Origin of the sequence: Kitasatospora mediocidica KCTC 9733, assembly GCF_000744225.1 — a bacterium.
Classification (GTDB): Bacteria; Actinomycetota; Actinomycetes; order Streptomycetales; family Streptomycetaceae; genus Kitasatospora; species Kitasatospora mediocidica.
Map to the genome: position 1 here is coordinate 2,346,381 of NZ_JQLN01000005.1, position 24,829 is coordinate 2,371,209.

At 72.3% G+C, this 24,829-nt stretch carries 28 protein-coding genes; 19 read left to right on the forward strand and 9 right to left on the reverse strand.

Annotated features, from left to right (window positions below; all coding sequences use genetic code 11):
- Window positions 1–222 precede the first annotated feature (222 nt).
- The 8 genes from BS80_RS24485 (at window position 223) to BS80_RS24515 (ending at window position 7,247) form a co-directional block, all read left to right on the forward strand.
- Window positions 223–1,014 (forward strand): peptidoglycan recognition protein family protein, encoded by a 792-nt coding sequence (locus tag BS80_RS24485; protein WP_035800673.1) that lies wholly within the window; start codon window positions 223–225, stop codon window positions 1,012–1,014.
- A 198-nt stretch (window positions 1,015–1,212) separates the two neighbouring features.
- Window positions 1,213–2,412: an MFS transporter gene (locus BS80_RS24490; protein ID WP_035800676.1), complete on the forward strand. Its 1,200-nt coding sequence runs from the start codon at window positions 1,213–1,215 to the stop codon at window positions 2,410–2,412.
- Window positions 2,393–3,592 (forward strand): acetoin utilization protein AcuC, encoded by a 1,200-nt coding sequence (locus BS80_RS24495; protein WP_051966996.1) that lies wholly within the window; start codon window positions 2,393–2,395, stop codon window positions 3,590–3,592. The genes BS80_RS24490 and BS80_RS24495 overlap by 20 nt, the downstream gene beginning before the upstream one ends.
- Window positions 3,589–4,428, forward strand: coding sequence for a phosphatase (locus tag BS80_RS24500; RefSeq protein WP_051966997.1), 840 nt, complete (start codon window positions 3,589–3,591; stop codon window positions 4,426–4,428). The genes BS80_RS24495 and BS80_RS24500 overlap by 4 nt, the downstream gene beginning before the upstream one ends.
- A 132-nt stretch (window positions 4,429–4,560) precedes the next feature.
- A complete protein-coding gene (locus BS80_RS24505; RefSeq protein WP_035802745.1) occupies window positions 4,561–4,770 on the forward strand; it encodes a helix-turn-helix domain-containing protein in 210 nt (69 codons plus the stop codon).
- A 120-nt stretch (window positions 4,771–4,890) separates the two neighbouring features.
- A complete protein-coding gene (locus BS80_RS39705) occupies window positions 4,891–4,989 on the forward strand; it encodes a 30S ribosomal protein bS22 (RefSeq protein ID WP_003948845.1) in 99 nt (32 codons plus the stop codon).
- Between the two features lie 142 nt (window positions 4,990–5,131).
- A complete protein-coding gene (locus tag BS80_RS24510) occupies window positions 5,132–6,217 on the forward strand; it encodes an NAD-dependent epimerase/dehydratase family protein (RefSeq protein WP_035800679.1) in 1,086 nt (361 codons plus the stop codon).
- A 7-nt stretch (window positions 6,218–6,224) separates the two neighbouring features.
- Window positions 6,225–7,247 (forward strand): lysophospholipid acyltransferase family protein, encoded by a 1,023-nt coding sequence (locus BS80_RS24515; protein ID WP_035800681.1) that lies wholly within the window; start codon window positions 6,225–6,227, stop codon window positions 7,245–7,247.
- A 129-nt stretch (window positions 7,248–7,376) separates the two neighbouring features.
- Here BS80_RS24515 and BS80_RS24520 read toward each other — a convergent pair whose 3' ends face one another.
- The 3 genes from BS80_RS24520 to BS80_RS24530 all read right to left on the reverse strand — a co-directional run bounded on the left by BS80_RS24520 (window position 7,377) and on the right by BS80_RS24530 (window position 11,029).
- Window positions 7,377–8,639: a DUF5667 domain-containing protein gene (locus tag BS80_RS24520; RefSeq protein WP_063772044.1), complete on the reverse strand. Its 1,263-nt coding sequence runs from the start codon at window positions 8,637–8,639 to the stop codon at window positions 7,377–7,379.
- 250 nt (window positions 8,640–8,889) lie between these two features.
- Window positions 8,890–9,732 (reverse strand): ECF subfamily RNA polymerase sigma factor, BldN family, encoded by an 843-nt coding sequence (locus BS80_RS24525; RefSeq protein WP_083975162.1) that lies wholly within the window; start codon window positions 9,730–9,732, stop codon window positions 8,890–8,892.
- Window positions 9,733–10,105: 373 nt separating this feature from the next.
- The gene (locus BS80_RS24530; RefSeq protein ID WP_035802749.1) at window positions 10,106–11,029 is read right to left on the reverse strand and encodes an HAD family hydrolase; all 924 of its coding nucleotides are present in this window, start codon (window positions 11,027–11,029) and stop codon (window positions 10,106–10,108) included.
- Window positions 11,030–11,091: 62 nt separating this feature from the next.
- On the opposite strand from BS80_RS24530, the gene BS80_RS24535 reads away from it, so the two are divergent.
- From BS80_RS24535 to hemB, 7 genes are all read left to right on the forward strand, one after another.
- Window positions 11,092–11,370 carry a glutaredoxin family protein gene (locus BS80_RS24535; RefSeq protein WP_035802751.1) on the forward strand — a complete coding sequence of 93 codons (279 nt, stop codon included), beginning with the start codon at window positions 11,092–11,094 and terminating at the stop codon, window positions 11,368–11,370.
- 165 nt (window positions 11,371–11,535) lie between these two features.
- Window positions 11,536–12,198 carry a 3'-5' exonuclease gene (locus BS80_RS24540; RefSeq protein ID WP_083975164.1) on the forward strand — a complete coding sequence of 221 codons (663 nt, stop codon included), beginning with the start codon at window positions 11,536–11,538 and terminating at the stop codon, window positions 12,196–12,198.
- Window positions 12,199–12,359: 161 nt separating this feature from the next.
- Window positions 12,360–13,184 carry a redox-sensing transcriptional repressor Rex gene (locus tag BS80_RS24545; protein ID WP_035800683.1) on the forward strand — a complete coding sequence of 275 codons (825 nt, stop codon included), beginning with the start codon at window positions 12,360–12,362 and terminating at the stop codon, window positions 13,182–13,184.
- Window positions 13,185–13,257: 73 nt separating this feature from the next.
- Window positions 13,258–14,604: a glutamyl-tRNA reductase gene (locus BS80_RS24550; protein WP_051967000.1), complete on the forward strand. Its 1,347-nt coding sequence runs from the start codon at window positions 13,258–13,260 to the stop codon at window positions 14,602–14,604.
- Window positions 14,605–14,645: 41 nt separating this feature from the next.
- Entirely contained in the window at window positions 14,646–15,653 is a 1,008-nt protein-coding gene (gene hemC / locus BS80_RS24555) for a hydroxymethylbilane synthase (protein ID WP_051967194.1), read from the forward strand.
- Window positions 15,653–17,317 (forward strand): bifunctional uroporphyrinogen-III C-methyltransferase/uroporphyrinogen-III synthase, encoded by a 1,665-nt coding sequence (locus tag BS80_RS24560; protein ID WP_035800685.1) that lies wholly within the window; start codon window positions 15,653–15,655, stop codon window positions 17,315–17,317. Before hemC ends, BS80_RS24560 begins: the two co-directional genes overlap by 1 nt.
- Window positions 17,318–17,332: 15 nt before the next feature.
- Window positions 17,333–18,310, forward strand: a complete 978-nt coding sequence (hemB, locus tag BS80_RS24565; RefSeq protein WP_051967001.1) for a porphobilinogen synthase — start codon at window positions 17,333–17,335, stop codon at window positions 18,308–18,310.
- Window positions 18,311–18,372: 62 nt separating this feature from the next.
- On the opposite strand, the gene BS80_RS24570 is transcribed toward hemB, so the two are convergent.
- The 3 genes from BS80_RS24570 to BS80_RS24580 all read right to left on the reverse strand — a co-directional run bounded on the left by BS80_RS24570 (window position 18,373) and on the right by BS80_RS24580 (window position 19,616).
- Window positions 18,373–18,663 (reverse strand): hypothetical protein, encoded by a 291-nt coding sequence (locus BS80_RS24570; RefSeq protein WP_157536552.1) that lies wholly within the window; start codon window positions 18,661–18,663, stop codon window positions 18,373–18,375.
- 138 nt (window positions 18,664–18,801) lie between these two features.
- Complete coding sequence (locus tag BS80_RS24575) at window positions 18,802–19,140, reverse strand: hypothetical protein (protein WP_051967002.1); 339 nt, start codon at window positions 19,138–19,140, stop codon at window positions 18,802–18,804.
- A 137-nt stretch (window positions 19,141–19,277) separates the two neighbouring features.
- Window positions 19,278–19,616, reverse strand: coding sequence for a hypothetical protein (locus BS80_RS24580; protein WP_051967003.1), 339 nt, complete (start codon window positions 19,614–19,616; stop codon window positions 19,278–19,280).
- Between the two features lie 391 nt (window positions 19,617–20,007).
- On the opposite strand from BS80_RS24580, the gene BS80_RS24585 reads away from it, so the two are divergent.
- Window positions 20,008–20,667 carry a hypothetical protein gene (locus BS80_RS24585; protein WP_035800692.1) on the forward strand — a complete coding sequence of 220 codons (660 nt, stop codon included), beginning with the start codon at window positions 20,008–20,010 and terminating at the stop codon, window positions 20,665–20,667.
- Between the two features lie 80 nt (window positions 20,668–20,747).
- Here BS80_RS24585 and BS80_RS24590 read toward each other — a convergent pair whose 3' ends face one another.
- The 3 genes from BS80_RS24590 to BS80_RS24600 all read right to left on the reverse strand — a co-directional run bounded on the left by BS80_RS24590 (window position 20,748) and on the right by BS80_RS24600 (window position 21,865).
- A complete protein-coding gene (locus BS80_RS24590) occupies window positions 20,748–21,110 on the reverse strand; it encodes a hypothetical protein (protein ID WP_035800694.1) in 363 nt (120 codons plus the stop codon).
- Window positions 21,111–21,261: 151 nt separating this feature from the next.
- Window positions 21,262–21,528: a chaplin gene (locus BS80_RS24595; RefSeq protein ID WP_035800697.1), complete on the reverse strand. Its 267-nt coding sequence runs from the start codon at window positions 21,526–21,528 to the stop codon at window positions 21,262–21,264.
- 94 nt (window positions 21,529–21,622) lie between these two features.
- Window positions 21,623–21,865 (reverse strand): chaplin, encoded by a 243-nt coding sequence (locus BS80_RS24600; RefSeq protein ID WP_035800699.1) that lies wholly within the window; start codon window positions 21,863–21,865, stop codon window positions 21,623–21,625.
- 377 nt (window positions 21,866–22,242) lie between these two features.
- Here BS80_RS24600 and BS80_RS24605 point away from each other — a divergent pair, with 377 nt between their 5' ends.
- The 3 genes from BS80_RS24605 (at window position 22,243) to BS80_RS24615 (ending at window position 24,828) form a co-directional block, all read left to right on the forward strand.
- Window positions 22,243–22,482 carry a chaplin gene (locus BS80_RS24605; RefSeq protein WP_035800701.1) on the forward strand — a complete coding sequence of 80 codons (240 nt, stop codon included), beginning with the start codon at window positions 22,243–22,245 and terminating at the stop codon, window positions 22,480–22,482.
- 194 nt (window positions 22,483–22,676) lie between these two features.
- A complete protein-coding gene (locus BS80_RS24610) occupies window positions 22,677–24,329 on the forward strand; it encodes an RICIN domain-containing protein (protein WP_232246590.1) in 1,653 nt (550 codons plus the stop codon).
- A gap of 85 nt (window positions 24,330–24,414) precedes the next feature.
- Window positions 24,415–24,828, forward strand: coding sequence for an ML domain-containing protein (locus BS80_RS24615; RefSeq protein WP_157536553.1), 414 nt, complete (start codon window positions 24,415–24,417; stop codon window positions 24,826–24,828).
- Window position 24,829 lies beyond the last annotated feature (1 nt).

A 24,829-nucleotide genomic window follows, 5' to 3' on the forward strand; every position in this document is an offset into this window, starting at 1 on the left:
CTCCCGCACGAAGGAACACCGCTGATGGCACGTATGCCCGGAGCCGAGTGGAGGGGGTCGGCGGGTGTCGCGGTGGGGATAGGTCATTTCGCAGACTCTGCCGACCGGTTGACGAGCGCCGCGAAGTACCCGAAGGCGGCTGCTCTCCGAGCGGGCTGAAACCCCTGCACTCACTCGTGCCCCCGGTCGTCGGCCGGGGACCACTCATGAACAGGAGCCATCATGCAGTTCGTCACCCGCGCCCAGTGGGGCGCGCCTTCCACCACCCCGGCCGCCGATCTTCCGAGCGCACAGGGCGTCAAGGTCCACTGGATCGGGGGGCCGTACTCGACTCCCGACCACTCCGAGTGCGCGGCCGAGGTCCGCTCCATCCGCCAGGAGCACCTCAGCAACCCCACGGAGGGCTGGGTCGACATCGCGTACAACCTGCTTGTCTGCGGACATGGTTACGTCTTCGAGGGGCGTGGTGCGGGCAAGGAGTCCGGCGCGAACGGGGACCAGGCGCTCAACCGCGCGGACTACGCGGTCTGCGCCATCGTCGGTACGGACGAGCAGGACAGCGCGTCGCTGCTCAACGGCCTGCGTGATGCCATCGAGTACCTGCAGCAGAACGGTGCCGGGGGCGAGATCCTCGGCCACCGGGACGGCTACAACACCGACTGCCCCGGCGATGCGCTGTACGCCTGGGTGCACTCCGGGGCCCCTCGCCCCGGCGGTTCGGTGCCGTCGCAGCCCGTCACCCCGCCCGCCCCGCCGGCGCCCGCCCCCGCCGCCGGCTACCCCGCCTGGCCCGGCGAGTACCTGCGCGTCCAGACGCCGATGCTGCACGACGGCAACGTGCAGACCTGGCAACGGCAGATGGCGCAGAGAGGCTGGTCGATCACCGCGGACGGCTGGTACGGGCCGGCCTCGGCGAGTGTCTGCCGCCAGTTCCAGCAGGAGAAAAACCTTGGGGTCGACGGCGTGGTCGGCCCGCAGACCTGGGACGCGGCCTGGACCGCCCCGGTGACCTGACCTCCGCCTGACCTCCGCCTGACCTCCGCCTGACGTCCTCCTGACGTCCGCTGCTCCGCGCAGAGGGGGGCACCCACGTGGTGCCCCCTCCCGATCGTTGTGTTCGACCCCTCCCCAAAATCCGGCGGACCCCCTACGCTCGCGCCAATATCTTCGTACCGGTCAGTAGGACTGTGCCGGTGGTGAGCGAGGTGTCGGATGTCCACCGAGGTCACGGCCCGGCTGCGGCAGGCCCGCACCGCGCTGCTGGTCAGCTTTCTGCTCCAGGGCACCACCTTCGCGCTGCTGGTCACCCGGATCCCGGGGATCCAGCGGCACTACGGGCTGAGCGACGGGACGCTGACGATCTTCCTGGCCGCGGTGCCGATCCTGGCGGGCGTCGGCTCGATCACCTCCGAGCAGCTGGTCAAGCGGACCAGTCCGCGCACGGTGCTGCGGATCGTGCAGCCGGCCGTCTGTCTGACCCTGGTGGGAGTGGGGGCCGGCGACGGGCTCTGGGCGCTGGGCCTGGCGCTGTCCGCCTTCGGGCTGCTGGTCGGGGCGCTGGACGCCAGCATGAACATGCTCGGCGTCGGCCTCCAGCATCGTTACGGACGCTCCATCATGCTCGGCTTCCACGCGGCGTTCAGCCTCGGCGGCATCATCGGCGCGCTGCTCGCCAGCGCCGGCGCGCACCTGTCGCTGCTCACCCTGTTCGGGGCGAGTACGGCGGTGCTGATCCCGGCCGCGCTGGTGGCCGGCCGGTTCTTCGCCGGCCCGGCGGAGCTGGGCGACGCGGTCCGCGAGGCGGTGGCCGCCGCCGCCCGCTCGATCCCGTGGCGCCCGCTGCTGCCGCTCTGCGCCGCGATGGCGTTCGCGTACATCGCCGACTCGACGGTCTCCAACTGGAGCGCCAAGTACCTCACCGAGACGCTGCACAGCTCCGACCAGGTGGCCGCGCTGGCCTACGCCGGCTACATGGTGGCGCTGCTGCTGGGACGGACCGTCGGCGACCGCACGGTGCAGCGCTGGGGTGCGGTGACGGTGGTCCGTACCGGTGCCGGGGTCGCGGCGGTCGGCTTCGGCCTGGCCGCGCTGGCGCCCGCCGCCTGGGCCGGGATCGCCGGGTTCACCGTGCTGGGGATCGGCATCTGCGCGATCATCCCGCAGGTCTTCGCGGCCGGCGGGCGGCTCTTCCCGCAGGACTCGGACGCGGCGGTGGCCCGGCTGAACCTCTTCAACTACGTCGGCTTCCTGGTCGGTTCGCCGTTGGTCGGCGCGATCGCCGGGGCGAGTTCGTACCGGTGGGCGCTGATCGCCCCGATGCTGCTGGTCCTGCTGGTGGTCCCGCTCGCCGGGCACTTCGCACCCGCCGCGGTCCGCCCGCTACCGTTGGACCATGCCCCAAGCCGAGCCTGACCAGCCCTGTGGCCTGCACCTCTTCTGGGACGAGGCCGTCACCGCCTACGACTTCGGCCCGGGGCACCCGATGGACCCGACCCGGCTCGCGCTCACCATGCGGCTGGTCGAGGCGCTGGGGCTGCCGGACGCCCCCGGCGTGACGGTGTCCGCCGCGCCGCCGGCCGGCGACTCCACGCTGCGGCTGGTCCACCGCGCCGAGTACGTCGAGGCGGTCCGTCACGCGGCCCTGCACCCGGGTGAGCTGGACGAACGCCACGGCCTGGGCACCGAGGACAACCCGGCCTTCCCGGCCATCCACACCGCCTCCGCGCTGATCGCCGGCCAGTCGGTGGGCGCGGCCGAGGCGGTCTGGCGCGGGCCGGCCCGACACGCCGTCAACTTCGCCGGCGGCCTGCACCACGCGATGCCCGGCCAGGCCTCCGGCTTCTGCGTGTACAACGACGCCGCCCTCGCCATCGCCCGGCTGCTCGAACTCGGCGCCGAGCGGGTCGCCTACGTGGACATGGACGTGCACCACGGCGACGGCGTCCAGCACGCCTTCTGGGACGACCCGCGGGTGCTCACCGTCTCGCTCCACGAGCACCCCAGCACGCTCTTCCCGCAGACCGGCTGGCCCACCGAGACCGGCGGCGAGTCGGCCCCCGGCTCGGCCGCCAACCTCCCGCTGCCGGCCGGCACCGGCGACGCGGGCTGGCTGCGCGCCTTCCACGCGGTGGTGCCCGAGCTGCTGGCCGGCTTCCGCCCGCAGGTCCTGGTCACCCAGCACGGCGCGGACACCCACACCGAGGACCCACTGGCCCACCTCACGGTCAGCGTGGACGCCCAGCGCGAGGTGGCCCGCAGCCTGCACGAGCTGGCCCACCGGCACTGCGAGGGCCGCTGGGTGGCCCTGGGCGGGGGCGGATACGCGATCGCCGACGTGGTGCCGCGCACCTGGACGCATCTGGTGGCCACCGCCGCCGGCCGTCCGGTGGACCCGGCCACCGAGACGCCCGAGGAGTGGCGCGCGGAGGTCTACCGGCTGACCCGCAGACCGGCCCCGGCGCGGATGACCGACGGCGCAGAGCCGCTCTGGCGGGACTTCACCGACTCCGGCTACGACCCGGGGGACCGCCTCGACCAGGCGATCCTGGCCACCCGCCGGGCGGTCTTCCCCCAGCACGGCCTGCTGCCGTGACCCGGTCCGCGCCCGACCGCGCGGAACTCCTGGACCACCTGGTCCGCCGCCGGCTGGCCGGTCCGAACATCCCGACGCCCCGGCAGAAGAACCTGCGCAGCTACCGGCTGTTCGGCCAGGGCGACCCGGAGGCCCTGATGGGGCTGGACCCGGAGGGGCGCTGGGGACCGGCCGCGGTGCTCGACCTGATGGCCGAACGGTGCGGCGTGCGTCCCGAGTTCGGCTACGGGCAGGGGCCGGACCGGATCGACCCGGAGCGCACGGTGGCCGCCCTCGACCGGCTGGCCGCGCTGCTGCGCCGAACCGCCGAGCGGCGGGGCAGCGTCCTGGCCGGTACCGGGCATCCCACCCAGTTGGCGGGCTTCCACGGGGCGCTCGTGACGGCGCTCGCCGGCGCGGGGTGCGCCGTTCGCACGCCTGCCCGGGGCGCGCGCCTCCGCACGCCCACGCCCTCCGGCGACCGGCTCTGCGCCGTGGACTACCTCGGCCCGGTGGCCGTGCTGCGGGCGCTTGACGGGCCCGCCAGGACTGGGAGACTCGGCTCCGGATCCGACCTGCTGCACACCCACTCGGCGCAGCCCGTACGGCTGCTCCTGGCGGCCCTGGCCGAGGCCGGGCACCCCCCGCCCGACCTGCTGCTGGGCGACCACGGCTGGCTCTGCGGCGCGGGCCGGCTGGGCGTGCCGGCGGGCGGCCCGGCGGACTCCAACGACCCCGCCCCGTTCGTCGGCGAGGCCGAGCGGACGGTCGCGGTGGCCGTCCCGATGGACGACGGAGCGCAGCCGGCCTGCTACAGACCGCTGACCGACTATGTACTGCAACAGGCGGATCTCTGACCGTCCAAGGACTCGTTACCCCCCTCTTCCCACTGGTACCACCCGCAACTACTCTGGGGATACGCGTGTGTCGGTGGAGTCACCGGAGGGGAAGCCGGTGCCTTGCACACGGATAAAGGGTCGGGTGAGGTCATGGGTTCCGGCGAACGCCCCTTGCAAGAGGTCAATTTCCTGACCGTGGCGGAAGTCGCCTCGGTCATGCGGGTGTCCAAGATGACGGTGTACCGATTGGTGCACGGTGGAGAGCTTCCGGCCATCCGGGTCGGCCGCTCCTTCCGGGTCCCCGAGCAGGCTGTGCACGACTACCTGAAGGACTCCTACGTGGGGCGCCAGAGCGCCTGACGGAGGGGTCGGCAGGTCCCGATTACAGGGCTGGGCGCGCGGACGGTAGGCTAGGCCCTCCGTCAGTCGTATGGACTCCGTCTCTCACGGGCGGGAGTCTCAGTGAGCGAGGGTTGTTCCGTGGGCTCTGTCATCAAGAAGCGTCGCAAGCGTATGGCCAAGAAGAAGCACCGCAAGCTTCTGAAGCGGACCCGCGTGCAGCGTCGTAACAAGAAGTAACACCTGCTTGAGCCTCGCTCCAGCTGTGCTGCTGCCCGCCCCGGCCTTCTGGCCGGGGCGGGCAGCGTCATTTTCCGGGCCCTGAAGCGGTACGGTGCAGACACGGTCCGGTACAGGTCCGGCACAGGGAGGGCGGCACACAGTGGGCAAGGTCGTGCTCGTCACCGGGGTGGCCCGCCACCTGGGGGCCCGCTTCGCCGAGCGGATCCGCCGGCAGCCGGGTGTGGAGCTGGTGGTCGGCGTCGACGTCGAACCCGCCCGGCACACTCCCGAGCAGTTCCCGGAGTCCGACACGCCCGTCGCGCCGTACGTCTTCGCCCGCGCCGACCTGCGCCGCCCGGCGATCGCCCGGGTCCTCGCCGAGCACGACGTCGACACCGTGGTGCACCTCAACGTCAGCGCCACCAACCCGGGCGCTCCCGGCCGCGCGGCGGTCAAGGAGATCAACGTCATCGGCACCATGCAGCTGCTCGGTGCCTGCCAGCAGTCGGGCACGCTGGAGCGGCTGGTGGTGAAGTCGACCACCGGGGTCTACGGCTCGACCCCGCGCGACCCGGCGGTCTTCGGCGAGCGGACGCAGCCCAAACACCTGCCGTCCGGTGGTTTCGCCAAGGACGCCGCCGAGGTCGAGGGGTACGTGCGCGGCTTCGGCCGGCGCCGGCCGGACGTCGCGGTGAGCGTGCTGCGGTTCGCCAACATCGTCGGTCCGGCCGCCGACACGCCGCTGAGCGAGTACTTCGCGCTGCCGGTGCTGCCCACCGCGCTCGGCTACGACCCGCGGCTGCAGTTCGTCCACGAGGACGACGCCGTCGAGGTGCTCCGGCTGGCCGCCCTGGACCCGGCCCGCGGCACCACCAACACCGGGACCTTCAACGTCGCGGGCGAGGGCGTCCTGCTGCTCTCCCAGTGCGCCCGCCGGCTCGGCCGGCCGACCGTGCCGATACTGCTGCCCGCGCTCGGCTGGGTGGCCGCGCTGGCCCGGCAGACCCGCGTCACCGACTTCTCTCCCGAGCAGATCGGCCTGCTCACGCACGGCCGTGTGGTGGACACCACCCAGTTGCGCGAGACCTTCGGCTACCAGCCGCGGTTCAGCACCCCGGAGGCGTTCGGCGACTTCGCCGCGTCGCAGCACGGCGGCCTGCTGCCCCCGGAGCGGCTGGCCGCGGTCACCGACCGCCTCACCGCACTGCTGGGCCCCGAGCACCCGACCCGAACCGACAGGAGCTGAACCGAGGATGACGGCGGCGAGAGAGCGAGCGACCGGGCAGGCCAAGGTCATCCCGATCGAGACGGCACCGAGCTGGACCCCGAACGACGGGGACGGCGCCGGGGTGGGCGCCTTCGCCTCGATGCTGGCCGACGCGGTCGGCGGGGCGCTGTCCGGCCGGCTCGGGCCGGTGGCGGAGTCGGTGCTCGGCAAGGGCTGGGAGGGCCGCGCGGCCAACGGCCTGGCCTTCCTGCGCCGCCGGATCACCGGCGACTACGAGGTGGACGAGTTCGGCTTCGACCGTGAGCTCACCGAGGAGGTCTTCCTCTCGGCGCTGCGCCCGCTGGCCGAGAAGTACTTCCGGATCGAGGTCCGCGGGATCGAGAACATCCCCGCCGAGGGCGGCGCCCTGGTGGTCGCCAACCACTCGGGGACGGTCCCGCTGGACGCGCTGATGACCCAGGTGGCCATCCACGACCACCACCCCGGTCGCCGGCACCTGCGGATGCTCGCGGCGGACCTGGTCTTCGTGCTCCCGGGCGTCGGCGAGCTGGCCCGCAAGGCCGGGCACACGCTGGCCTGCAACGAGGACGCCCAGGCGCTGCTGGAGCGCGGCGAGGTGGTGGGGGTCTGGCCGGAGGGGTTCAAGGGGATCGGCAAGCCGTTCGCGGACCGCTACAAGCTGCAGCGCTTCGGGCGCGGCGGCTTCGTGGCCTCGGCGCTGCGGGCGCAGGTGCCGATCGTGCCCTGCTCGATCGTCGGGGCGGAGGAGACCTACCCGATGCTCGGCAACGCCAAGACGCTGGCCAGGCTGCTGGGCCTGCCGTACGTGCCGATCACGCCGACCTTCCCGTGGCTCGGGCCGCTCGGCGCGATCCCGTTGCCGACGAAGTGGACCATCCAGTTCGGTGAGCCGATCCGGACCGACACCCACCCGCCGGAGGCGGCGGACGACCCGATGCTGGTCTTCAACCTGACGGACGAGGTGCGCGAGACCATCCAGCACACCCTCTACCGGCTGCTGGTGCAGCGGCGCTCGGTCTTCTTCTGAAGCCCTCCTGAGCCCGTGCCGGGCCTCCTGAGCCTCCACTGACCGACACAGTCCGCAGGGCCCGCACACTCGACGAGCGTGCGGGCCCTGCGGACTTGCCCAGCGGTGACCTGCTCAGCGGTGACCTGCTCAGCCCCCGGTCAGCCCGAGCCCGGGCAGCAGGCCCGGGATGAGCGGCGGCAGGTTCAGCCCCGGGTCCAGCTGCGGTGCGCCGCTCGGCGAGGCGCCGGTGACCGGAGCACCCGACTGCTGACCCGCGCCGGGGGCGCCGACGGCGCCGCCCTGCGGCGAACCGGACGGGGTGGCCGCCGACTTGCCGGCCCCCGTCAGGCTGCCCGTCAGTCCGTTGACCAGGCCGTTCACCTGGCCGCCGACCGCGCCGCCGGAGGTCGAGCCGGAGCCCTGACCGCCCTGCTGCGCGCCCTGTCCAGCGCTGCTGTCGGCCGACGGGTGACCGTCGCCCGCCTGGCCGGACGACCCGGCCGCCGGTGCGGAGCCCTGGTCCGCGCCCGGCAGGCCGTCGCCGGTCGCGGACGGGGACGAGCCGCTCGGCGCGCCGGCCGGCTGGGCCGTCGAGCCGTGGCCGGCCTGCGGGTCCAGGTGCAGCGGTGCGACGTCCTCGCTCATGTCGCCGAAGAGCTGGTCCATCTGACCGGCCACCGGGGTCAGCTGCGAGGGCAGTCGGCCCTGCAGCTGCGCCCAGTGGTCGTCCTGGCCCTCGGAGAAGGCCGCCAGCTTGCGCATCGGGTCCAGCGAGCCGTTGGAGCGGTAGACCGAGCGCAGCAGCTCCCGGCCCTTGGCCGCCTCGGCGTGCATGTCGTCCAGCGCCTCGCCGAGCTTGGCCACCGTGGCCGGGCTCAGCGCCGCCGGGCTGTCCGTGCGGCCGACCAGGCTGCGCGCCTCGGCCAGCCGGGTGGAGGCCTGGTCGAGCAGCAGGGCGCCGCGTTCGGCGTCCGAGCCGGCCAGGTCCAGTCGCAGGCCCTCCAGGCCGCGCTTCATGCCGTAGAGGGTGTCGCCGGGCAGCGCCGCGGTGCTCGCGGCGGCGACCCCCGCGAAGCTGCCGACGGTCACTCCCGCCACCAGCCCGCCGATCGCGAACCGCTTGCCCCAGCGCCGCCGTCGGCCGACCCGCTCTGCCCGGTGGCTGCGCTGGTTCGGCACCGTCGGCAGTCCGCCGCCGGCCATCGCCTGCTCGAACGCGGCCATCAGTTGGGCGCGTTGGGTGACCCGGACCTCAAGGTCCAGGCCCGGCACGGTGGTCGCACGCAATGCCTGCGCCGTGTCGAGGAGTTCACCCATCCCCGGATTGCTCGCCGGTTGTCCTGTCCGGTGGGCCTCCAGCGCATCGGCGAAGGCCTTCGCCCGCCGGTGCTCCAGCACGTTTGCCGTCACGGGCCACACCTCCCTTCGTCGTTGTCGACTCCCCGGCCTGCCGGACGGTTGCCTCGGCGGGCCAAATCCACTCCATCGGGTGACTGTGCGCGACTTGGCTTGACCGCGCGACCCGAGGTGGTTTGCACGCTGGGCAACGAGTGGCGAGGGGGGTCGGTTACGCACGAGTGATCATGTGACCGCCCATTCACCCGGATGTGTAAGAACGGCCCGTGGGGTGACTGTTGAGCTGATTCGTGTGGAGATATGGTCATCGCGCGTCAGGCGGCAGCAACCGGGCCAGGGTGCGGACGGCGCGGTACTGCAGCGTCTTGATCGCCCCCTCGTTCTTGCCCATGATGCGGGCCGTCTCGGCCACCGAGAGGCCCTGCAGGAAACGCAGCGTGACGCACTCCTGCTGCTGCGGGTTGAGCCGGTGGACGGCGTCCAGCAGGGCCGCGTTGGAGAGTGACTCCAGCACCGAGTCCTCGGGGCTGCGTTCGCACTCGTTGGAGTCCAGCATCTCGCCCGTGGTGACCTCAAGCCGGAAGCGGCTGGACTTGAAGTGGTCGGCGACCAGGTTGCGGGCGATGGTCACCAGCCAGGCGCCGAAGTCCCGGCCCTGCCAGGTGAAGGTGCCGATCCTGCGCAGCGCCCGCAGGAAGGTCTCGCTGGTGAGGTCCTCGGCGGTGGCCCGGCTGCCGACCCGGTAGTAGATGTAGCGGTAGACCGTGTCGCAGTAGTGGTCGTAGAGCCGCCCGAAGGCCTCGCTCTCGCCGGCCTGGGCCCGTTCGACCAGATCCATGATCGGGTTCTCGGACTCGACCCCCGGCGGTGGCAGCGTCCGGGAGCGGCCGCGGGTACCGGTGCCGCCGGGCGTGGCGCTGCGGCTGCGCGTGCCGGCACCGCCCGCCGCCGTACTGCGCAGCGCGACACCCGGTGCGAACGGGACGCCGGCCGGGACCAGTTGGGGCGAGGCCAGGATCAGCTGGCTGCGGAGCAGGGAGCGAAGCAGGCGGAGATTGCGCGAGGCGATGGCGGGAACGGTGCTGGCGTTGGCGGCGGGCGACGGGCGGGCGGGAGCAGGCGCGTCGTTCCGGACGGGTGGGTACACGGGACTCCCAGAGGCAGAACTGTGGACGGATCACCTCCGCCTGCGCGGAGTGCACACTCCTTGTCACCCCGCCGGGGGGACACGTGGGTTGGGCGTGCATCCAGGAGAGAATAACGCTTTGTGCAATGACAGCTACACCCTGTGGCCGAAGTGGTCGATTGGGATCCACTTCGCGTGGTATATGAGCTGAAAGTGACCGAACAAAGCTCCGAACTGCCCGCTGAACGTGACCGCTCGGTGGCCTACTGTGACCAATTTCGAGGTCGGCGCGGCGGTTTCCCTGCCCGGAGGCCCGCCAACCCCAGACTTTTCGGCGCGTTCGAACGATCAGATCCGGTCATCGGACCCTGCCAGCAGGGACGGTGACGAAACGTCAGCTCCGGCGGCGTCGCAGGGCCACGCCCGCCACCGTCGCCCCTGCCACCGCACCGAGCAGCACCGCCGCCGGGATGCCGATCCGGGCCGCCTTCCGGCCGGTCCGGAAATCCTGCACCCGCCACCCCTGAGCCCGGGCGTGGCGGCGCAGCGCGGCGTCCGGGTTGACCACGAACGGATGCCCGACCAGCGAGAGCATCGGGATGTCGTTGGCCGAGTCGCTGTAGGCGGCGCAGTGGCCGAGTTCCAGCCGCTCGCGCCGGGCGAGTGCGCCGACCGCGGCCGCCTTCGCCGGGCCGTGCAGCATCTGGCCGACCAGTCGCCCGGTGTAGACGCCGTCCTGCGCCTCCGCGACGGTCCCCAGCGCGCCGGTCATGCCGAGCCGGCGGGCGATGATCCGGGCCACCTCCAGCGGCGCGGCGGTCACCAGCCAGACCCGCTGCCCGGCGTCCAGGTGCATCTGCACCAGCGCCCGGGTGCCGGGCCAGACCTTGGCGGCGACGATGTCCTCGAAGATCTCCTCGCAGATCGCCTCCAGGTCGGCGGTCCGCTTGCCGGCCACCAGCGACAACGCGGTGTGCTGGGCGTCGGCGATGTGGGCCGGGTCCTCGGTGCCGTGCAGCCGGAACCAGGCCTGCTGCCAGGCGAACCTGGCGACGTCGCGGCGGCTGAAGAACTTCCGCCGGTAGAGGCCGACGCCGAGGTAGAAGACCGCGGCGCCCTGCAGGATCGTGTTGTCGCAGTCGAAGAACGCGGCGGCGTGCGGGTGGTCCGCCGGAGCGGCGCCGTCCTCGACCTCCTCCGCGGGTGCGGGAGCCGCCCGGAGCGCCTGCTCGGCGGCGTCGGCGGCGGCCTCGCCCGCCAGGGCGGTCCGCTCGGAGGAGGAACGCCTTGCCTGAGTGAGCCTTCGCAGCGCGGCCATGGCACCGAGCATAGTCAGCCGAGATGGCCGGGGTGAGCGCGGTGGCGGCGCACAATGGGGCGGTGAGCCCACTGCTGCGCCGTGCCAAGAGTCCCGAGCCCGCCGACCGTACGGTCACCCTGATCGGGAAGCCCGGCTGTCATCTCTGCGACCAGGCCCGTGAGGTGATCACTCAGGTCGTGGCCGAACTCGGCAGCTCCTTCGAGGAGCGCGACATCACCGAGGACCCCGAGCTCTACCGCCTCTATGCCGAGCAGATCCCGGTGACCCTGATCGACGGCAGGCAGCACGACTTCTGGCGGGTCGACGAGAAGCGGTTGCGCGCGGCCCTGCTGCGCTGAGTCGGCCGGCTCCGATACACCGTCCTACCCCCGCCGTTCGGCGGGTGCGCTAGGCCGAATCGTTGCCGGAACGACTCGATAACGTCGATGAATCCGGGCTCTGCTCTGCCTACGATCTACCTCGTTCCGCACTACTGGAGGGGTCGAACTCGGAGGAGGGCAGCCATGGTTCCCGGGCGGGCCCTCTCGCCGGCGGCCGGCGGGTTCGCGGTGGTCGACATCGAGGCCAGCGGCAGCAGCCCGTGGCGCCACCGGGTGGTGGAGGTCGGCGTGGTGCTGCTGGACCGCGCGCTGCGGGTCGAGGCGGAGTTCGCCACCCTGGTCGACCCGAACGGTCCGGTCGGCCCCACCCACGTGCACCGGATAGCGCAGGACGACGTCGTCGGCGCGCCGCGTTTTCGCGAGATCGCACCGTTTCTGCTCGAACTGCTGGCCGGACGCGTCCTGGTGGGCCACCATGTCAGCTGTGACCGGGCCTTCCTGGAGCGCGAGTTCGCCCGGATCGGGGTGCCGCTGCCGCCGGTCCCGCTGCTCTGCACCATGCGCCTGGCCCGCCGTCACCTCCCCGAGGCCGGCGGATTCGGCCTCGCCGCCTGTGTGGCGGCGGCCGGACTCGGCGCCTTCGCCGCCCACTGCGCACTCGCCGACGCCCGGGCGTCGGCGGCCCTGCTGCGGCACCTCACGCACCCGCCGGCCGGTCCGCCCGCGGACTGGACCGAGCAGCTCCGCGAGGCATCGGCGCTGGCCTGGCCCCGGCTGGGCGTGCCGCGTCAGGTCCGGGGCCGAGGTCGGGCGCAGCTCCGCCGGCAGGTGGGGTACGAAGCGTGATGCGCGTCACTGTGGCGGGACAAAACGGACACCATCTTTGTGCACACGTTCACAAACGCATAGCCTGGCAGCCAAAGCCCAGCTTCACCCACAGGAGCACCGTGGCAATCGGCCGATCCACCCCGAAGTCCTCGCCCCCCAGCCCTGCCGACGGAGGCTCCATGCGCCGCACCCCTGTGGGACGTCAGACGCGCGCCCGCGGTATCCCCGAGGCGACAGTCGCCCGACTCCCGCTCTACCTGCGCGCGCTGACCGCGCTCTCCGAGCGCTCGGTGCCGACCGTCTCCTCGGAGGAGCTGGCCGCCGCCGCGGGGGTCAACTCCGCCAAGCTCCGCAAGGACTTCTCCTACCTGGGTTCGTACGGAACCCGGGGCGTGGGCTACGACGTCGAGTACCTCGTGTACCAGATCTCCCGTGAGCTGGGCCTGACCCAGGACTGGCCCGTCGTGATCGTCGGGATCGGAAACCTCGGGCACGCGCTCGCCAACTACGGCGGCTTCGCCTCCCGCGGCTTCCGGGTGGCGGCCCTGCTGGACGCCGACCCGACCGTGGTCGGCAGCAGCGCGGCCGGCCTGCCGGTGCGGCACATGGACGAGCTGGAGGCGATCGTGGAGAGCCAGCACGTCTCCATCGGCGTGATCACCACGCCGCCGGGCGCCGCCCAGCAGGTCTGCGACCGGCTGGTCGAGGCGGGCGTCACCAGCATCCTGAACTTCGCGCCGACCGTGCTGACCGTCCCGGACGGCGTGGACGTGCGCAAGGTGGACCTCTCGATAGAGCTCCAGATCCTGGCCTTCCACGAGCAGCGCAAGGCGGGCGAGGAGCCCGACCAGGGCCGCAGCGCCGAGGAGTCCGTGCTGGACCGCGCCCCCGGCCCGGTCCGCGCGGCCGCCGCCAAGCTGCGCCGGGCGGCCGGTGCGGCCAAGGACGCGAAGGCCGAGAAGGCCGAGAGCGACTCGGACCGGCCCGCGGTGATGCCGGCATGAGCGAGCGCAGCGAGGTCATCATGAAAAGCGGCGCGTCCGACTCGTCGGCTGCCGAGCGAAGCGAGGCGGGCGCATGAGTCTGCTCGTCGTCGGTCTCAGCCACCGCACCGCCCCCGTCGGCGTCCTGGAGCGCGCAGCGCTCACCGGGGACGTCCCCACCCGCCTGCTGCACGACGCGGCCGCCACGGCCACCGTCTCCGAGGCGGCCCTGCTCAACACCTGCAACCGCATCGAGCTGTACGCGGACGTGGACAAGTTCCACGCCGGCGTCGCCGAGCTGTCGCTGCTGCTCGCCCACCACAGCGGGGTGGACCTGGAGGAGCTCACCGCCCACCTCTACGTCCACTACGAGGACCGCGCCGTCCACCACCTCTTCTCGGTGGCCTGCGGTCTGGACTCGATGGTGGTCGGCGAGGGCCAGATCCTGGGTCAGCTGCGCGACGGGCTGGCCCGCGCCCAGGAGGAGCACACGGCGGGCCGCGGCCTGAACGAGCTCTTCCAGCAGGCGCTGCGGGTCGGCAAGCGCGCGCACAGCGAGACCGGGATCGACCGGGCCGGCCAGTCGCTGGTCACCTTCGGCCTGGACCAGATCGCCGCCGGTGCGGGACCGATCGCGGGCAAGCGGGCGCTGGTGGTGGGCGCGGGCTCGATGAGCTCGCTGGCCGCCGCCACGCTCTCCCGGGCCGGTGTCAGTGACCTGCTGATCGCCAACCGGACGCCCGAGCGCGCCGAGCGGCTGGCCGCCGGCCTGGGCGCCCGTACCGTCGAGTTCGCCAAGGTGCCGCAGGCGCTGGCCGACGTGGACCTGGTGATCTCCTGTACCGGCTCGGCCGGCGCGGTGATCGCCGCGGCCGACGTCGCCGCTGCGGTGGCCTCCCGCGCGGCGGACAGCCCGCTGGCCTTCCTCGACCTGGCGATGCCGCGCGACGTGGACCACGAGGTCCACGAGCTGCCCGGCGCGCTGCTGGTCGACCTGGAGTCGCTCTCGCAGGCCGACGCCGCGACGCCGGGCGCCGGCGACGTCGACGCGGTCACCAAGATCGTCGCCGACGAGGTGGCCGCCTTCGGTGCCGCGCAGCGCGCGGCCCGGATCGCCCCCACCGTCGTCGCCCTGCGCGCGATGGCCTCCGAGGTGGTCGGCGCCGAGCTGGCCCGCCTCGACGCGCGACTGCCCACGCTGGACGAACGCTCCCGCGCCGAGATGGCGCAGACCGTCCGCCGGGTGGTCGACAAGCTGCTGCACGCACCGACGGTGCGGGTCAAGCAGCTCGCCGCCGAACCGGGCGGCGCCTCCTACGCGGACGCGCTGCGCGAACTCTTCGACCTCGACCCGGGCGCCGTGCACGCGGTGTCCGGAACGCCGGTCGTACCGCAGGCGCAGGCCGCCGGCGGTAGTCTCGCGGGCGGAGCGGCCCGATGAACCACCATATCGACCACCAGCACGACCGGGATGATCACGTGATGAATGGTCAGCTGAGTACCCGACAGGGCCAGTTGGACGCCGAAACGATACCGCTGCGGCTGGGCACCCGGCGCAGTGCGCTGGCGATGGCCCAGTCGGGCATGGTTGCCCGGGAGGTCGCCCGGGTCACCGGGCGGCCCGTCGAGCTGGTGGAGATCACCACCTACGGCGACACCTCCCGGGAGCACCTCGCGCAGATCGGCGGTACCGGCGTCTTCGTCTCCGCCCTGCGCGACGCGCTCCTGGAGGGCCGGATCGACCTCGCGGTGCACTCGCTGAAGGACCTGCCCACCGCCGACCCGGAGGGCCTGCTGCTGGCAGCCGTCCCCGAGCGCGAGGACGTCCGGGACGCCCTGGTCGCCCGCGAGGGCCTGGACCTGGCCGAGCTGGTCGAGAAGTGCGTGGGCCGCCCGGCCCGGATAGGCACCGGCTCCCCGCGCCGGATGGCCCAGCTGAACGCCTGGGCCGCCGCCAACGGCGCCTCGATCGAGACGGTCGCGATCCGCGGCAACGTCGACACCCGGATCGGCTTCGTGCACTCCGGTGAGCTGGACGCCGTCGTGCTGGCCACCGCCGGTCTCAACCGGCTCGGCCGCGGCACCGAGGTCACCCAGCACCTCGACCCCGAGCTGATGCTTCCGGCCCCCGGCCAGGGAGCACTCGCCATCGAGTGCCGGGCCGACGCCGTCGAGCTGGCCGCCGCCCTCGGCGCGCTCGACCACGCACCCACCCGCGTCGCCGTCGTCGCGGAACGCGCCCTGCTGGCCGCCCTGGAGGCCGGCTGCTCCGCCCCCGTCGCCGCACTGGCGACCGTGAGCAGCAGATCCGAACTGCGGCTGGAGGGCGTCGTCGGCACCATCGACGGCGCCACCTTGCTGATGATGTCCACCACTGGCCCGCTCGTGCTCGACGAGACGGCCGAACGGCAGGCGGCGGCCCTCGGCCACGCCCTCGCCGCCCGGCTGCTCGACGGCGGAGCGGCCGGTCTGATGGGGGAGCGAGCCTGATGAGCCCCACCGCCACCGCCGATCGGTCCGGACGCTGCACCTTCCTCGGCGCGGGCCCGGGTGACCCCGGTCTGCTGACCCTGCGTGCGGTCGAGGTGCTGGCCTCGGCCGACATCCTGATCGCCGACCCGCTCACCGCCGCGGCCGTCCGCACGCACTGCCCCGAGGGCGTGCAGGTGCGGACCCCCGCCGGACCGGACGGGGAGAGCGCCACCGCCACCGACATCGGCGGGTGGGGCGACGCCGCCTCGCTCGCCAAGCTGGTCGCCGACGCGGTCCAGGCCGGCAAGCACGTGGTCCGCACCGTCGACGGCGACCCGGGTCTGGACGGCCGCGCCGCCGAGGAGATGCTCTGCTGCGCCAAGGCCGGACTGGCCTTCGAGGTGATCCCCGGGGTCGCCCAGTCGGTCGGCGTGCCCGCCTACGCCGGCGTCCCGCTGCGCGGCAGCAACGGCGCCGACGTGCGCTTCGTGGACGGCGCCGCGCTGGTCGCCGGCGCCCTGGTGGACCTCGGCGCGCCCGAGACCACCCTGGTGGTGCGCACCACGCTCGGCCAGCTGCCGGCCACCGCGGCCGCGCTGGTCACGCACGGCCGCAAGCCGGACGCCGCGCTCTGCGCCACGCTCTCCGGCACGACGACCCGTCAGCGGACCTTCACCGCCACCCTGGCGACGATAGCCGCCGAGCTGAAGGCCGCCCGGGTGCTGCCCTCGCCGGTCTCCGCTCCGGTGGACCCGGCGACCTCGGTGATAGCCGTGGTCGGCGAGCAGGTCGCGCACCGCTCCTCGCACTCCTGGTTCGAGACCAAGCCGCTGTTCGGCTGGAACGTCCTGGTGCCGCGGACCAAGGAGCAGGCCACCGGCCTCTCCGAGCAGCTGCGCTCCTACGGCGCGGTGCCGCAGGAGGTGCCGACCATCGCGGTCGAACCGCCGCGCACCCCGCAGCAGATGGAGCGGGCCATCAAGGGCCTGGTGACCGGGCGCTACGAGTGGATCGCCTTCACCTCGGTGAACGCGGTGCGCGCGGTGCGCGAGAAGTTCGAGGAGTACGGCCTGGACGCCCGCGCGTTCGCCGGGATCAAGGTCGCGGCGGTCGGCGAGACCACCGCGCAGGCGCTCGTCGACTTCGGCGTCAAGCCCGACCTGGTCCCGTCCGGCGAGCAGTCCGCGGCCGGCCTGCTGGAGGACTGGCCGCCGTACGACCCGGTCTTCGACCCGATCGACCGGGTGCTGCTGCCGCGTGCCGACATCGCCACCGAGACGCTGGTGGCAGGCTTGGTCGAACTCGGCTGGGAGGTGGACGACGTGACGGCGTACCGCACCGTGCGCGCCTCGCCCCCGCCGGCCGAGACCCGCGAGGCGATCAAGGGCGGCGGCTTCGACGCGGTGCTCTTCACCTCGTCCTCGACCGTGCGCAACCTGGTCGGCATCGCCGGCAAGCCGCACAACGTCACCATCATCGCCTGCATCGGTCCGGCCACCGCCAAGACCGCCGAGGAGCACGGCCTTCGCGTCGACGTGATGGCCCCCGCGCCGTCCGCTTCCGCGCTGGCGCAGGCCCTGGCGGACTTCGGCGCGGGACGCCGGGACGCCGCCACCTCGGCGGGCGAGCCGGTGTATCGCCCCAGCGAGCGCCGCCCGGGCTCCCGGCGCAAGGCGCGCTGACCTCTGGAGGAAGAGTTGTCCGCTTACCCGTCCGTCCGGCCCCGCCGGCTGCGCAACAGTCCCGCGATGCGCCGGCTGGTGGCGCAGACCCGGCTGCACCCGGCCGAGTTGATCCTGCCGCTGTTCGTCCGTGAGGGCATCACCGAGCCGAAGCCGATCGACTCGATGCCGGGTGTCGTCCAGCACACCCGCGACACGCTGCGCAAGGCGGCGGTCGAGGCGGCCGAGGCCGGACTCGGCGGGCTGATGCTCTTCGGCGTGCCGGCGGTGCAGGACGCGATCGGCAGCGAGGGCACCAACCCGGACGGCATCCTGCAGCAGGCGATCCGCGACGTTGTCTCCGAGGTCGGCGACGCGCTCGTGGTGATGTCGGACCTGTGCCTGGACGAGTACACCGACCACGGCCACTGTGGTGTGCTGGCCGCGGACGGCAGCGTGGACAACGACGCCACCCTCGCGCGCTACGCCGAGATGGCCGTGGTGCAGGCCGACGCGGGTGTCCACCTGGTGGGTCCGTCCGGCATGATGGACGGTCAGATCGGCGTGATCCGGCGGGCGCTGGATGCGGCGGGCCACCAGGAGACCGGCATCCTCGCCTACACCGCCAAGTACGCCTCGGCGTTCTACGGCCCGTTCCGCGAGGCGGTCGGCTCCTCGCTCAAGGGCGACCGCAAGAGCTACCAGCAGGACCCGGCCAACACCCGCGAGTCGCTGCGCGAGCTGGAGCTCGACATCGCCGAGGGCGCCGACCTGGTGATGGTCAAGCCGGCCATGGCCTACCTGGACATCCTGCGTCAGGTCGCCGACGCCTCACCGGTGCCGGTGGTCACCTACCAGGTCTCCGGCGAGTACGCGATGGTGGAGGCCGCCGCCGCCAAGGGCTGGATCGACCGCGAGCGGATGATCATGGAGACGCTGACCTCGCTGCGCCGCGCCGGGGCCGAGCAGATCCTCACCTACTGGGCGGTCGAGGTCGCCCGGCAGCTGCACTGACACCGGTGGCATGACGGAGGGGGTGCCGGCGAACCACGCCGACACCCCCTTCGCCACAGAACTCAGCTGTGGTGGTGCCAGCCGTCGATCTGGACCTCGCCCGCGCCCTCGCCGCCGGTCGCGGTGTCGGTCGCCCACAGGCTGTGCTCACCGGCGGTGTGCACGTGGTGGGTGCCGGCCCAGCCCGCGCCCCCGCCGGCCACGAACACCGGGTGCGCGGAGACCACGCCGCCACCGCCGCCACCGGCCGTGACGTGGGCGTAGGCCGGGGCGGCGATCCCGGCGATCATCAGTGCGCCGGCCGCGACGGCGGCGGCCTTGCCGAGCATCTTCATGAGGTTCGGTCCTCTCATCTGACAGGGCGTCCGGGAGTGGACGCCGCTTTCCCAAAAACGGGGCCGGGGAGAGGTCTCCCCGGCCCCGCTGTACTGCTCCGTTGAGTCAGGTACCGCTCTGGAGGGTCAGGTGGTGCGCAGCTCGTGGGAGCTGGATCAGCCGATCAGGTGCGACAGCGCGCCGTCACCGTTGGACTGCGTGGCCTGGCCGACGTTGCAGGTCTGGTGCAGCTGCTGGTTCAGGACCGGCACGTCGACCTGGACCGGGATGAGGCCGACCTGGACGTGGTGAACCTCGGGCAGGCAGATGTTCGGGTTGTCCAGGGTGTGGAAGTTGGGGCTGTGGTCGCCCCAGGTGCCGGTGGTGTTGGTGCCACCCGCGCCCTGGACGGAGGCGGCGGAGCCGTCCGCGTCACCGATGGCGAGGGAGGGGGCGGCGGACATGGCGACGGCGGCAGCGGCCAGGCCGGCGACGGCGAAAACCTTCTTCAGCATGGGGAGCTCTCTTTCGAGGTAGCGCGGTGAGGACGGGCGGGTGGTGCCGGGCACCGCTGGCTGCGGTGGTGCTGCGGGTACCGGGGCCCGGACGGGCACTGGGGGAGCGGCCGTCCGGGCCCGGAGGCTGGGGCTGATCAGCCGATCAGGTGCGAGGCGATGCCGTCACCGTTGGACTGCGTGGCCTGGCCGACGTTGCAGGTCTGGTGCAGCTGCTGGTCGCCGACCGGGATGTCCGCCTGGACCGGGATCAGGCCGACCTGGACGTGGTGGATCTCCGGGAGGCAGATGTTCGGGTTGTCCAGGAAGTGGAAGTTCGGGCTGTGGTCGCCCCAGGTGCCGGTGGTGTTGGTGCCACCGTTGCCCTGGATGGACGCCGCGGAACCGTCCGCGTTGCCGATCGCCATGGCGGGGGAGGCGCCGGCGGCCAGAGCCGCGGCCACCAGGCCGACGGAGGCGAGGGTCTTCTTGATCATGATGATTCCTCTCGGGATTACTTCGTGCGCTGCCGCTGCGTCGGGCGTTGCGGAATAGTTCTGGTCTGTGGCCACCGTGGACTGAACGGCGTATTCAGGAATGCGATCACGTCCGACAGATACTCGGGCTGCCGGCTGGTCGACTGTCCGATCCGGCCGTTGTCGTGCGGTGACATCGATATCAAAGAATGGCGGGCCGGAAAGTTACGCGAGGCTCGTGGAGAAACTTTGCCGAGTCGCGCAGCCGTCGGCGTGTCGATCGGACTAATACTCCGTTCGGGCTACGGTCCGCCCACTCCGGGGGCTCCGGATCGTTGAGGCAGATTGGCCTCGGCTGTATTCGTCAGCGAGGCACTGTCCGGAAGCTCTCAAAAGATCGGCTGGGAACACGATGAACTTCTCCAAGCGGACCGGTGCGCTGCTGCTGCTCGCCGTCGGCGCCTCGGCGGTCGCGGGTCAGGGTGTGGCCGCCGCGGCGGGACCGCTCTCCCCGAGCCAGGTGGCGTCCCTCGAGAACGGTCTCGCCACCAAGTCGGTGCCTTTCCGGGTGCCGTTGGAGACGGTGAGCGAGAAGGCCCCCCTGCTCCCGCTCGGCGGTGACATCACGGGCGCGGTGCCGGCCTCCCCGGTGCTGCCGCCGGTGCCGGCCGAGCAGGACCGCCACCAGATGGTGCCGGACCGGGTGGTGCCCGCCCTGAACTTCAGCAAGGTCGGCCCCAGCCTGAACACCGCGCTGCCGCTGCCGGCCGTCGCCGACGGCGTGCGCCCCGGCGACCTGTCGCTGGACGCGCCCGCCGCGCCGCTCAAGGCGGTCGGCCCGGCCGTGGGCCTGGGTCACCCGCTCGCCTTCGCCGAGGGCCCGGACGGTTCGCTGCACGACGGCACGCTCTCGGCCGGTGACCTGGACCCGCGGTTCATCCCGGCCGCGGTCTCCGCCGTCCCCGGCGCCAAGGCCTCGCTGGGCAGCGCGGACAAGCGGCTCTCGCTCACCGACGCGGCGCACGACCTGCTGATGGCCACCGACGCGACGGCGGCCGAGTCCGAGGGCTGACCGTCCCGTCCAGTCCCGTCCGTACGGCGAGGCCCGGTGCGTCTGCTCGCACCGGGCCTCGCCGTACGCACGGGGGGAGCTCAGCCCGGCAGGGCCGAGAGCAGCAGGCCGGCGCCGGGGATGTCCTTGGCCCCGCCGCCGTGGCTCAGCCCGCCGGTGAGCCCGGTGCTGCTGAGCGGGGCCATGCCGGGGTTGTCGGGCTTGACGGCGACGGCGTTGCTCAGCGGGTCGGCGCCCGACTGCGCGAACGGGTCGAGCCGCAGGTCCTTCGCCGGGGCGATCACGTACGGGAGCGCGCCCAGGGCCGGCCCGGCCTGGATCGGCTGGAGGGAGCCGGTGGGCGCCGGGGTCGCGGCGGCAGCCGCCGCCGGCCCGGCCTGGCCGAGCAGCAGTACGGCCCCCAGCGCGGCGAGCAGGCCGCTCGCGGTGGTCTTGGCGGTCAACGCGGGATCCTTTCGTCGGACACTTCGTCGGCAGTTCGTCGGAGCTTTCACCGGAGCGCTCACCCGAGCTTTCACCGGGGCTTTCACCGGAAACGGAACTGCCCCCCGGACGCGGGAGTCCGAGGGGCAGTGCTCGCGAGACGTCCGCCGATCAGCAGTCGTCGTCGTGGTGCATCGCCTCGGCGTTGACGCAGGTGTTGCCGAAGGCCGGGTTGAGCAGGCCGACCACGTCCACCGAGTTGCCGCAGAGGTTCACCGGGATGTGGATCGGGACCTGGGCGTTGTTGCCGGAGAGCACGCCGGGGGAGTTGGCGGCGACGCCCTCCGCACCCGCGCTGGCGGCGGCCGCACCCGCGCCGCCGAGGATCAGGCCGACCGCCGCGGTCGACAGGATCGCGAGCTTCTTGGTCTTCTGCATGGGGATCTCCTTGTGGATCATCACGAGAGGGGACGCCGCGCGCGCGGGGCGAACCGGGCGCGCGGCGGTTGCCGCGAGGGCGAACGGGTCGCTGTCAGCCGTTGTTGACGCAGGTGTTGCCGAACGCCGGGTTGAGGATGCTGATGACGCCGATGCTGTTGCCGCACACGTTGACCGGGACGTGCACCGGGACCTGGATCAGGTTGCCGGAGAGCACGCCGGGGGAGCCGGCCGCGACGCCCTCGGCGCCCGAGCTGGCGGCGGCCGCACCCGCGCCGCCGAGGATCAGGCCGGCCGCGGCGACGGAGAGGACGAGGGACTTCGAGAACTTGCGCATGAGAGTTAATCCTCCGTTGATTTCCAGGGACGGTATTTCCCGGGCACCGGGCGAAACCGGAAACCTGCCCGAAAGGTTTCGGGCAGCCGCCGATTGTCACTCAGGCGGCGGATGCCCGAACTTCGGTCTCGACGCCGATTGCGGGTCGGACCCTTTTCTGTACGCCCGGTGCACCCGGCCGCGTGCGTGCGTGTGGAACAGCTTCCGGAAGGGAGAACGACGGCGGGCGCGACGGGAAACGGGTGGCGGTGCGCTGGGATCGCGGGCGCAGCGGGATACGTACAAACGGGTGATGGTCGAGGCCTGGGCGCAACCTCCGTGCCGCGGGCGTCGTTGACGATCATGCACGCATCGTGCTCAGTAACAAGGAGACTCAAATGAGCGTCAAGAAGGCTGCCGTTGTCGGCGCCGCCGTGGTCGGCATCGTGGCCGCTGGTGCCGGGACCGCCCTCGCCAGCTCCGGTGCCGAGGGCGCCGCTGTCGGATCGCCGGGTGTGCTCTCCGGCAACCAGCTCCAGGTTCCGATCCACATCCCGGTCAACCTGTGCGGCAACAGTGTCGACGTGATCGGCCTGCTGAACCCGGCGTTCGGCAACACCTGCGTCAACCAGGGCTGATCCGCCCCATCGGGCCGCCGTCCACCGCCTCTCCTCCTGAGGCGGTGGACGGCGGTTCTGTCGTGCGCCCACCGCATCACAGAACCTGAGGACTCCTCAACTTTCCTTGTCATCTGTCTTGTTGTGTTACTTGTCAGTACCTACGATGTGAACCCGCTCACAGTGAAACTCCGCCCCCACCCCAGGAGTCCTACGTGATCAGGAAACGCATCTCAGGTCCCCCCACCGCCCTGCTCGCCGTCGCCGCCCTGGTCGCCGCCCTCGGGTTGGCCACCGGCGCCCCGTCGGCCCAGGCCGCCGCCGGCTCCAGCAGCACCACCCGAGCCGACCTGCCCAGCGCGATCGTCTCGATGGGCGACAGTGCGATCTCCGGCGAGGGCGCCGGAACCGACACCAGCGACGGCTACTTCGCCGGCACCGACGGCCCGTCCAACTACTGCCACCGGCACCCGCAGTCCGAGATCTTCGACACCGGCCTGACCGGGGTCACGCCCGTCGACCTGGCCTGTTCCGGCGCGCAGACCGGTGACCTGACCAGCGACCCGACGCTGGCGAAGATCACCGGTGGCGGCAGCGGCGACTACGGCGAGCCCAAGCAGGACGTCCAACTCGCCCAGACCGCGGCCAAGTACAACGTCAAGATGGTCGTCGTCACGATCGGCGCCAACGACAACTTCGACTTCAGCGGGATCATGGAGAGCTGCCTCGGGCAGTACTTCCCGATTCCCAAGTCGCAGGGCTGCCGGGACACCATCGGCAGCGCGGCCATCACCCAGCGGGCCGCGGCCGTCATCCCGAAGGTCACCGCGGCGATCACCGACGTCCGCCAGACCATGCGCAACGCCGGCTACGCCGACGGCTCCTACCAGCTGGTCTACCAGTCGTACTTCACCCCGATCACCCCCGACATCCGCGCCAACGACTACGGGAGCAAGATCGCGCAGGGCTGCCCGGCCTACCCCGAGGACCTCGCCTGGGGCCACAACTGGGTGGTCCCGACCTTCGACGACGCGCTGCGCCAGGCGGCCGAACAGGTCCCGGGCGTCCGGTTCCTGGACGAGCGCCGGGTCAGCTACGGCCACGAGGTCTGCGCGGAGTGGACCACCTCGCCGTACGAGTACACCAACGGCGACGTCATCGACCTCTCCGAGAACACCCGCAACGGCTGCGACTTCTCGGTCGGCATCCTCTCGCTCTGCGAGAACGAGATCCGGCAGTCCTACCACCTGCGGGTCGCGGGCTACCAGGGCGAGGGCGCCTGCCTGGGCGCGTTCTACACCGGTGCCGCGCAGCAGGAGGCGTACTGCACGCTCAACCAGTCCGACGGCACGTCGCTGATGCCGCTGACAGCCGGTCAGCCGTTCAACGACGCCCCCGAGGACGGCGCCTGGTACCAACTCACCAGCGCCGCCAACGGCAAGGCACTCGACCTCTCGGGCGGCGGCACCTACGGTGACAGCACCAACGGCCGCACCGCGATCAGCTACCCGGCCACCGGCGGGCTCAACCAGTCCTTCGTCCTGGAGGCCAAGCCCGGCGGCAGCTACGAGATGGACTTCAGCGGCAACCGGAACATGTGCCTGGACGCCACCGGCGCCTCCACCGCCCCCGGAACCGTCCTGGAACAGTGGAGCTGCAACGGCGGCGCCAACCAGCACTGGGTGATCGAGCCGGCAGGCGGCGGCCAGTACAAGCTCGCCGACTCGGCCGACACCACCAAGGTCGCCACCGTCAGCACCTCCGTCGACGGCCAGGGCAACCCGGTCATCCAACTCGCCCCCGACACCGGCGCATCCACCCAGCTCTGGGGACTCACCAAGCTCGGCATCGTCTACCTGCACGGCTGACAGCTTCTGCGGTGCGGGAAGTCGGCATCCCCGACTTCCCGCACCGCAGTTGCTATGCCGGGCTCCACAGAGCAAAACTGACGACGTGGCTACGTGGAACTGGAGCGACGCAGGCGGACCGGACGACCCCATGGTGGTCCGATCGGTGGAGCTGCGCCCCGACCCGCCCGCCGACCCCCGGCACACCCAGATCGTCATCAACGCCGACCTGCAGCGCCCGTTGGAGGACGGCGCCTACCTCGACGTCACCGTCAGGCTCGGCCGGGTCAAACTGGTCGCCCACAGTTTCGACCTCCTGAAGGAGCTCCAGGCGAACGGAACGGTCTCACCCTGGCAGCACCACATCCCGCCGGGCCCGCTCACCCTCGCCTTCCCCCCACTGCGCTCCCTGCTCAACGACACGCGCCCGGGCAGGTACGTCGTCCTGGTGAACGCCCACGCCGCCGAGGACGAACTGCTCGCCTCCGTCTACATCACGGTCGACTTCGAAGCGCCGTAGC